Annotated in this window: 9 protein-coding genes; 6 read left to right on the plus strand and 3 right to left on the minus strand. The window is 68.9% G+C overall.

The window, feature by feature from the left end; translation table 11 throughout:
* Positions 1 to 53: 53 nt before the first annotated feature.
* On the minus strand, positions 54 to 1,667 hold the full coding sequence (locus R1101_RS0110720; RefSeq protein WP_016933434.1) for an MFS transporter: 1,614 nt from the start codon (positions 1,665 to 1,667) through the stop codon (positions 54 to 56).
* Between the two features lie 182 nt (positions 1,668 to 1,849).
* Here R1101_RS0110720 and R1101_RS0110725 point away from each other — a divergent pair, with 182 nt between their 5' ends.
* The 5 genes from R1101_RS0110725 (at position 1,850) to era (ending at position 6,494) form a co-directional block, all read left to right on the plus strand.
* Complete coding sequence (locus tag R1101_RS0110725) at positions 1,850 to 2,452, plus strand: TetR/AcrR family transcriptional regulator (RefSeq protein ID WP_016933435.1); 603 nt, start codon at positions 1,850 to 1,852, stop codon at positions 2,450 to 2,452.
* Between the two features lie 102 nt (positions 2,453 to 2,554).
* A complete protein-coding gene (locus tag R1101_RS0110730) occupies positions 2,555 to 3,613 on the plus strand; it encodes a PhoH family protein (RefSeq protein ID WP_016933436.1) in 1,059 nt (352 codons plus the stop codon).
* 49 nt (positions 3,614 to 3,662) lie between these two features.
* On the plus strand, positions 3,663 to 4,205 hold the full coding sequence (gene ybeY / locus R1101_RS0110735) for an rRNA maturation RNase YbeY (protein WP_016933437.1): 543 nt from the start codon (positions 3,663 to 3,665) through the stop codon (positions 4,203 to 4,205).
* A gap of 58 nt (positions 4,206 to 4,263) precedes the next feature.
* Positions 4,264 to 5,580: a hemolysin family protein gene (locus R1101_RS0110740; protein ID WP_016933438.1), complete on the plus strand. Its 1,317-nt coding sequence runs from the start codon at positions 4,264 to 4,266 to the stop codon at positions 5,578 to 5,580.
* Positions 5,577 to 6,494, plus strand: a complete 918-nt coding sequence (gene era / locus R1101_RS0110745; protein ID WP_016933439.1) for a GTPase Era — start codon at positions 5,577 to 5,579, stop codon at positions 6,492 to 6,494. The genes R1101_RS0110740 and era overlap by 4 nt, the downstream gene beginning before the upstream one ends.
* A gap of 134 nt (positions 6,495 to 6,628) precedes the next feature.
* On the opposite strand, the gene R1101_RS0110750 is transcribed toward era, so the two are convergent.
* Complete coding sequence (locus tag R1101_RS0110750) at positions 6,629 to 7,204, minus strand: TetR/AcrR family transcriptional regulator (RefSeq protein ID WP_016933440.1); 576 nt, start codon at positions 7,202 to 7,204, stop codon at positions 6,629 to 6,631.
* Positions 7,195 to 8,604, minus strand: a complete 1,410-nt coding sequence (locus R1101_RS0110755; protein ID WP_016933441.1) for an amidase — start codon at positions 8,602 to 8,604, stop codon at positions 7,195 to 7,197. The genes R1101_RS0110750 and R1101_RS0110755 overlap by 10 nt, the downstream gene beginning before the upstream one ends.
* Before the next feature lie 103 nt (positions 8,605 to 8,707).
* Between R1101_RS0110755 and recO the strand changes: the two genes are divergently transcribed.
* On the plus strand, positions 8,708 to 9,119 hold a 412-nt coding region (gene recO / locus R1101_RS26385), incomplete at its 3' end, for a DNA repair protein RecO (RefSeq protein WP_081494072.1).

Below are 9,119 nucleotides of genomic sequence, written 5' to 3' on the forward strand. Positions count from 1 at the left end.
TGAACCGCACGACCCGCTCCTGGGAGCGATCGCTCGAACTGCTCACCGCTCCGTCAGTCGCCGACCTCGGCATCGCTGCGGGAGTGGGCGGGGAGTCCGCGGGGGAGTAGCGCCGTGACCGCCGCGGCGCCGACGAGCAGGACGATACCGGCGACGAGGCTCGCGGACGAGATCGCCTGCGCGAACGCCGCGGACGACGCGTCGAGCAGAGGTTGTGCGTACGACGCCGCGAACGGATGGGCTGCGAGTTCCTCCGCGACGATCGCCGCACCGCCCACCGAGTCGCCGGCCGCCTCGATCGCCATCGCCGCCTGCTCGGCCATCGGGCCCGTCAGATCTGCCATCGGGAATCCGTCGAGGAAACCGGAGATCTCACGGTGATAGGTGGTCGCGAGGATCGAGCCGAGTACGGCGATGCCCAGTGAACCGCCGAATTCCACTGCGGTGTCGTTCAATCCGCCCGCCGATCCGAGATCCGAGTCGGGGAAGCCGCCCATGACGAGGTCGGTGGACGGGGGTGTGGCCAGGCCGATACCCAGCCCCAGTAGCAGCAACGAGATGAGGAAGGGTGTGAAACCGGAGCCGGTGTCCGTGACGGTGAGGGCGAGGATGCCTGCCGCTGCGGCGATCATGCCCGCGCCCACGAGGAGCCGCGCGCCCAGGCGAGGGGCGAGCCGGCCGCTCAGCGCCGCGCCCAGCGAGACCGTCGCCGCAAGGGGGAGCAGACGCAGCCCCGTCTCGAGGGGGCCGTAGCCCAGCACGAACTGGAACTGCTGGGAGACGAAGTAGATGGCTCCGAATGCGACGAGGAAGAGCAACAGCACCGCGACGCAGGCACCGCCGACGGTCCGGTCCGCGACACGGTGCAGATCCAGCAGCGGCCGGGGATGGCGCAGTTCCCACACGACGAAGAGAACCGCGACGACCACCGAACCGACCGTGGTCGCGATCACCCCGGTGCCCCAACCGAAGTGGAAGCCTTCGATGATCGCGTAGACGATCCCGCCGAGGGCGAGGACCGACAGGGCGCCGCCGATCCAGTCGGTGCGGGTGAGATCGTCGGCCTTCGATGCGGGCACGAGGATCATGGCGGCGAGGGCGGCGAACGCCGCGATCGGCACGTTGATGAGGAAGGTCGACCCCCACGAGTTCGATTCGAGGAGCCATCCGGCGAGCAGGGGGCCGAGGGCGATGGCGAGGCCCGAGGTGGCCGCCCATGCGGCGATCGCCCGGGCACGCTCGCGCGGGGGGAACATCGCGACGAGCAACGACAGCGTCGCGGGCATGATGACGGCGGCGCCCACACCCATGACGATGCGTGCGACGATCACATCACCCGCGCTGTCGGCGAGCGATCCGTACACCGCCCCGGCGGCGAACCCCGCCAGGCCTGTCAGCAGTGCGCGTCGGCGGCCGTACCGGTCGCCGAGCACGCCGAACAGCAGCATCAGCGCGGCGTAGGGGACGGTGTAGCCGTCGATGATCCACTGCATGTCGGCGCTGGTGAGCTGCAGGTCGCGCAGCATTCCGGGCGCTGCGACGATGAGTGAGGTGTTCGCCATCACGACGATGAGCAGGCTCAGGCACAGCACCGCGAGTCCTGCCCAGCGCAGCCGGTAAGGTTCCTTCGCCCCGCTCCCTTCCGATCGGGTGACAGCAGTGGTCATCGGGCTCTCCTCGGGGTGCTGGGTGGACGGGGCCGGGCCCCGTTCTGCACGGCGCTGTGCAAGTTACACAGCTGCACATCCATGTGCAACTAAAATGAAAGACAGATCACAGTCAGTAGGAAGAGGCGAAGAACGTGGAGAACTCGGTCGCTCGACCACGAACCCGATTCATCGCGAACCGCATGCGCATACTCGACGCGGCAGTGATGTGTTTCGCCACCGACTTCGACGCGAGCATGGACGATGTCGCGAAGGCCGCGGGCGTGGTCCGCCGCACGGTGTACGCGCACTTCCCCAACCGGGAAGCGCTCGTCGAGGGGATCGTCGACGACGCCTCGACCGCGCTCGCCGAGGCCCTCGACCACCCCGAACCGGAGGACCCCGAGGTCGCCCTCGCGGTGGAGGGGCTACGGACCTGGCCGATCGGCGACCGCTATCGCGTGCTGCTCTCGTTCGCGCGCAAGGAGGTGGGTGAGCAACGTATCGCCGAGCTCGTCGCGCCGGTGCGCTCACGCGTCCTCGGGCTCGTCGAACGTGGACTCGCGCAGGGGCAATTCTCCGACTACCTTCCGGCGCCGGTGCTGGTCGGGATGATGGAGGGCCTGACGATGGCCACGCTCGAGCAGGCCAACCTCGGTCTGGTGGACGACTCGGGCGACACCATCGTGCTCGGCAACCTCGTGCTGGCCGGGGTCTCACCCGATCGGGCACCGGCCGTCCTCGCCGAGGCGCGGCGATGGCTCGCGGAGGCCACCTCGGGAGACGGGGGCACCGAAGCCCGGTGAAACGCACTGTTGCGGGAGGGTACGCCCCGCCCGGCGCTAGACTGGCACGAACACGACGACCGTCGTGCACGAGCCGAACCGAAAGCAGGACGTACCGTCCACGTGAGTGAACCAGACCGACCCCACGAGCCCGCCGAACTCGAACCGACCACGGTCAGATCGAGCCTGGACCTCCCGTCGGAGGCCGCAGCGCCCCTGCTCGGAGCCGCGGACGAGAACCTGATCGCCCTCGAGACCCTCCTGGCGGCGGACATCCACGTGCGGGGCAACACCGTCACACTGACCGGTGCACCCGCCGACGTCGCCCTCGCCGAACGCGCGCTCGCCGAACTCGTCACCCTCGTCCGACGTGGTCAGCCGCTCACCCCCGACGCCGTGCGCCGCACCGTGGGCATGCTCACCCAGGGGCTCTCCGAGTCGCCGGCCGACGTGCTCAGCCTCGACATCCTGTCGCGTCGCGGGAAGACGATCCGGCCCAAGACCCTGAACCAGAAGCGGTACGTCGACGCCATCGATGCTCACACCATCGTCTTCGGCATCGGCCCAGCCGGTACGGGCAAGACCTATCTCGCCATGGCGAAGGCCGTGCAGGCGCTGCAGACCAAGCAGGTCAACCGCATCATCCTCACCCGGCCCGCCGTCGAGGCCGGGGAACGACTCGGCTTCCTGCCGGGCACCCTGTACGAGAAGATCGACCCCTATCTGCGTCCGCTGCACGACGCACTGCACGACATGATGGATCCCGAGGCGATCCCGAAGCTCATGCAGGCCGGGGTGATCGAGGTTGCGCCCCTGGCATTCATGCGGGGCCGGACCCTCAATGACGCGTTCATCATCCTCGACGAGGCGCAGAACACCACGGCCGAGCAGATGAAGATGTTCCTCACGCGCCTGGGATTCGGCTCCAAGATCGTCGTGACCGGCGACATCACGCAGATCGACCTGCCCGGCGGTGCCCGCTCGGGTCTCGCCGCCGCCACCGAGATCCTCGACGGCATCGACGACATCCACATCGCGCGACTCGACAGCAGCGACGTCGTGCGGCACCGGCTCGTCTCCGACATCGTCGACGCCTACGGCCGTTTCGAGGCCGGCCGCGACGGCGACGGGATTTCCGGCAACCGCGCCCAGCGCCGCGCGCAGCGGGTGCAGCGTCGATGAACCCCCTTGTAGATCAACCGAATACCGTCGTGCAGAAGGAACTCCAGTCATGAGCATCGAGATCTCGAACGAATCGGGCATGGACGTCTCGGAGGAGGAACTCCTCGACGTCGCTCGCTTCGTGATCGCCCGGATGGATGTGCATCCGGCGGCGGAGTTGTCGATGGTGCTCGTGGACCTCGACACCATGGCCGATCTGCACGTGCGGTGGATGGACCTGCCCGGCCCCACCGATGTGATGTCGTTCCCCATGGACGAACTCGAGCCCGGCGGACGTCCCGACGCTCCGGAGCCGGGCCCGTCGATGCTCGGCGACATCGTGCTGTGTCCGCAGTTCGCCGCAGACCAGGCGGTCAAGGCCGGTCACCCGGTGGACCACGAGCTCGCCCTGCTCACCGTGCACGGCATGCTCCACCTCCTGGGCTACGACCATGCCGAGCCGGAGGAGGAGAAGGAGATGTTCGGCCTGCAGAATCAGCTCCTCGCCGAGTGGTACGAGGAGATCCGGCGCGCCGAGCAGGAGGCACTCCTCGCCGCCCGCGATCGGAAGCTGTTGGGCAAGGCCGGTTTCGTCGACACTCCCGAATCATGAGCGGCGACAGTACGAACCCACCTGATCGGACGACGCCGGCCGGGGGAGTGACGGTCGCGTGAGTACCGTGCCCCTCGTCGTCCTGGCGGTCGTCCTGGTGGTGCTCGGCGGTCTGTTCGCCGCCGTCGATTCCGCCCTGAACACCGTATCCGCCGCGCGCGCCGAGGAACTGGCGAAAGAGGGCCGGACCGGTGCGCGGCGCCTGCTCGGTCTGCTCGACGATCGGCCCCGCTACGTCAATCTGACGGTGCTGCTGCGGATCCTCTGCGAGATCACCGCCACCGTGGTGCTCGTCGGTGCGCTGCTCGCCGTCCTCGACCGGACGTGGGTGCTCGTGGTGGGCGCCGCGGTGATGGTGATCGTCGACTACGTCGTGATCGGCGTCGGCCCTCGCACTCTCGGACGCCAGCACGCCTACCCGATCGCGCTCGCGGCCACCGGTCCGTTGCGGATCCTCGGTGTCCTGCTCGGTCCGATCAGCCGGATCCTCATCGCCGTGGGTAACGCCGTCACACCCGGCCGCGGTTTCCGGAACGGCCCGTTCGCCAACGAGATCGAGCTGCGCGAACTGGTCGACCTCGCGCAGGAGAGCGGAGTCGTGGCCGACGAGGAACGCCGGATGATCCAGTCGGTGTTCGATTTCGGCGACACCACCGCCCGCGAGATCATGGTTCCGCGTCCCGAGATGGTGTGGATCGAGGAGACCAAGACGGCCGGTCAGGCCACCTCGCTCGCGGTCCGCAGCGGACACTCCCGGATCCCGGTGATCGGCGAGAACGTCGACGACATCCGCGGTGTCGTCTACCTCAAGGATCTCGTCAAGCAGACCTACTACCACCGTGATGGTGGGCGCAGCGTCTCGGTGGCCGACGTCATGCGACCGGCGGTGTTCGTGCCGGATTCGAAGCGCCTCGACGATCTGCTCGCCGACATGCAGCGCGACCGCAACCACATGGCGGTGCTCGTCGACGAATACGGCGGCATCGCAGGCCTGGTGACGATCGAGGACGTCATCGAGGAGATCGTCGGTGAGATCGCCGACGAATACGACACCGGGGAGATTCCCGATGTCGAGGATCTCGGCGACGACACCTACCGGGTCTCGGCGCGACTGCCCGTCGAGGATCTCGGCGAACTGTTCGATATCGACATCGAGGACGACGAGGTCGACACGGTCGGCGGACTCCTCGGCTACGAGCTCGGCCGAGTTCCTCTGCCGGGCGCGGAGGTACGGACCCACGGCCTGCTGCTGCGCGGTGAGGGCGGACCGGACGTCCGCGGGCGGGTGCGCGTGAGCACCGTCCACGTGCAGCGGGCGGCACCCGACGAAGAACACAGCGATACCGATACGGCCACGACCGAGGAGCATGCATGACCGACACCGACTTCCGTTCCGGCTTCATCTGTTTCGTCGGTCGGCCCAACACCGGGAAGTCGACGCTCACGAACGCGCTCGTGGGCAGCAAGATCGCGATCACCTCGTCGCGTCCGCAGACCACCCGGCACACCATCCGCGGCATCGTCCACCGCGACAACGCGCAGCTCATCCTGGTCGACACGCCAGGACTGCACCGTCCGCGCACCCTGCTCGGCCAGCGACTGAACGATCTGGTGCAGGACACCTACTCCGAGGTCGACGCGATCGGCATGTGCTTCCCTGCCGACGAGAAGATCGGCCCCGGCGACCGCTGGATCCTGGAGCAGGTGCGGCACATGGCGCCGAAGACCCCGGTCGTCGGCATCGTGACGAAGATCGACAAGGTCGGCAAGCAGCAGGTCGCGGCGCAGTTGCTCGCCGTGTCGAAGCTCCTCGGCGAGGACTGCGAGGTCGTGCCCGTCTCCGCGGCGTCGGGTGAGCAGGTCGAGGTCCTCATCGACGTCCTCGTCTCGCACATGGAACCCGGTCCGGCCTTCTATCCCGACGGCGAGCTCACCGACGAGCCGGAGGAGACCCTGATGGCCGAGCTCATCCGTGAGGCCGCGCTCGAAGGTCTCGGCGACGAGCTGCCGCACTCGCTCGCGGTCGTCATCGAAGAGATCACGGAACGTGAGGGCCGCACCGAGAAGCAGGGCGAGATGCTCGACGTGCACGCCCTGCTCTACGTCGAGCGGCCGAGCCAGAAGGGCATCGTGATCGGCAAGGGCGGCGCGCGGCTGCGCGAGGTGGGCACCGCCGCGCGCACCCAGATCGAGAAGCTCCTCGGCGTGAAGATCTATCTCGACCTGCACGTGAAGGTCGCGAAGGACTGGCAGCGCGATCCCAAACAGCTGGGCCGCCTGGGATTCTGACGCTCGCTACGGGCACCCTGTCGGGCGGACGTGGCGACCGGCCGGTGAGCCACACCGACGCGAGGTCGTCCGCGGTCACCACGGCCCGAAGTTCTGCGCGACCACTGAGACCGATGCCGCGTGTACTGCGGGGTTCAGCGGCGGTCTGCCGCTGCTCCCTGCAGCAACAGCAGGACGGCCTCCGACAGGTCCGGCTCCGTGCCCGTCGACAGGCGGCGCAGCTGCAGGCCGGTGATGGTGGCCACGACCGTCGGGGCGATCGTCTCCGGTGTCGGCACACCGAGGGCGGAGAGGACGGAGACGGCCAGCACGTCGTAGGCGCGCCAGCACCGCTCGGCGACCTGCCGTAGTTCGTCGTCGCGTCCCGCCTGCACGTACAGTTCGAAGGGCGCGATGCGCTCGGCCGTGAAGGTCAGGTCGTGGGCGACCCGCTCGGTGAGCTCCGCCGCTTCGGTCAACGACAACGCCTGTGAGCGATAGCGATCGGTGAGTTCGCGCAGGCGCTCGGTCTCCTCGTCGACGAAGAACTCGAGAGCGGCCCGCAGCAGGTCGGCCTGGGTGGGGAAGTGGTAGGTGATCGATCCCAGCGATACCTCGGCGCGCGCCGCGATGCGCCGGTTCGTCACGCCCGCGACACCGTGGGTTCCGACGAGATGCAGGGTGGCGTGGACGATCCGCGAGCGGGTGTCGTCGCGCGTGGTCACCACCATTGCTCCGGGGTGTGCTCGTGCCAGCGCAGCACCGACTCCAGTTGCGAGGCGAGGGACACCAGGAGCGGTTCGGAGTTCTCCGGGCCGAGCAATTGGGCGCCCACCGGCAGGCGCTCCTCGGTGAATCCGGCCGGGACGTTGACCGCGGGCCAGCCCAGCACGTTCCACGGCCACGCGTACGGGCACGCGCCCGTGATGACCTTGTCGGTGGCCCACCCGCCGATTCCGTCGATCGCCGTCACCGGTAGCGGCGGTGTGGCGGTGGTGGGGGCGAGCACGACGTCGAACCGGTCGAAGATGCGGCCGACCCGCCGGTGCAGGCGCGGCTCGGCGGCGCGTGCTGCGCGTAGCGGAAAGCCGTGGAGCAGGCGGCCGGTGCGCGCGTTGGCGCGGGTGCGGACGTCGGGGAGAGACGGATCGGGCAGGCGATGCAGCCAGTCCTCGATGCCGGACATGGAGCGCGGAAGGAAGTTCAGCCCGAAGAGGATTCCGTAGTCGGGATCGGCGAGGGTCACCTCGTGTCCGAGATCGCGCAGCACGGCGGCGAGCGCGGCGATGCGGGTGCGGACGCGGGCGTCGAGGCGGGTGGGTGTCGCGGTGAACGGGATCTTCACCGACAGGGCGATGTTCAGCCTGCCCGGATCCCGTCCCACGGAGTCGGAGACGGTGAGTGGCGCGCACGTGTGCCGGTCGCCGGGATGGTTGCCGGACACGACATCGAGGAGCAGGGCCGCATCGGCGACCGTGCGGGCGAGGGGACCGTGCGTGGTCAGCCCGTTGAAGGACTCGGCGTCGGGCCACATGGAGATGCGGCCGCGCTGCGGCTTGATGCCGACGAGATTCGACCACGAGGCAGGGATACGGACCGATCCGGCGCCGTCGGATCCCAGCGCGACCGGCACGAGCCCGGCGGCGACGGCGGCGGCGCTGCCGCCCGACGAACCGCCGGGGGTGTGGTCGCGCGACCACGCGCTGCGGGTGTGCCCGAACGCATCACCACCGGTGAGCGGCCACTGGCCGAGTTCGGGGGAGTGCGTCTTACCGACGATCACGGCTCCGGCGGCGCGCAGGCGGCACACGACCTCGGCGTCGGTGTCCTTCGGAGCGAAGGTGCCGGCGCACCCGAACATCGTCGTCTCGCCGACGACGTCGGTGTCGTCCTTGATCGCGATGGGGACCCCGAGCAGGGGCAGGCGTTCGCCGCTCGCGCGGCGTCGGTCGGCCTCGCGGGCCTCGTCGAGTGCGGCCGTGCGGCGCACGACACGGAAGGCGTTGAGGTGCGGCTGCGACTCGTCGATCCGGTCGAGGCTCGCACGGACGAGATCCGTGGAGGTGGTCTCACCGCGGTCGAGCGCTCCGACGGTCGCCTTCAGGTCGCGCAGATTGGTTCGAGCATCCATTCGTTCCCCCGTTCGTTCGAACGAACAATAACGCGTTCCAGTTCTGGATGTCGAGTCCCCTCACGGGTCGTCCCGTGTCACCGCGCCATGACAGACTCGGGGAGTGAGGCTTTATCGGGACAACGCGGTGGTGCTGCGCCAGCACAAGCTGGGCGAGGCCGACCGCATCGTCACCCTGCTGACACGCCGGCACGGACTCGTGCGGGCCGTCGCGAAGGGCGTGCGCCGCACACGCTCGAAGTTCGGCGCGCGGCTCGAACCGTTCGCCCACATCGACGTCCAGCTCCACCCGGGCCGCAATCTCGACATCGTCACCCAGGTGCAGACCCTCGACGCCTTCGCCGTGGGCATCGTCGACGACTACTCCCGCTACACCACCGCGTGCGCGATCCTCGAGACCGCCGAACGGCTCGCCGGTGAGGAACGCGCACCCGTACCGCGCCTGCACGCGCTCACCGTCGGAGCCCTCCGTGCGGTGTGCGACCACACCCGGGCCACCCGAACTCGTGCTCGAC

Source organism: Rhodococcus sp. R1101, from assembly GCF_000278445.1.
Classification (GTDB): Bacteria; Actinomycetota; Actinomycetes; order Mycobacteriales; family Mycobacteriaceae; genus Rhodococcus; species Rhodococcus gordoniae.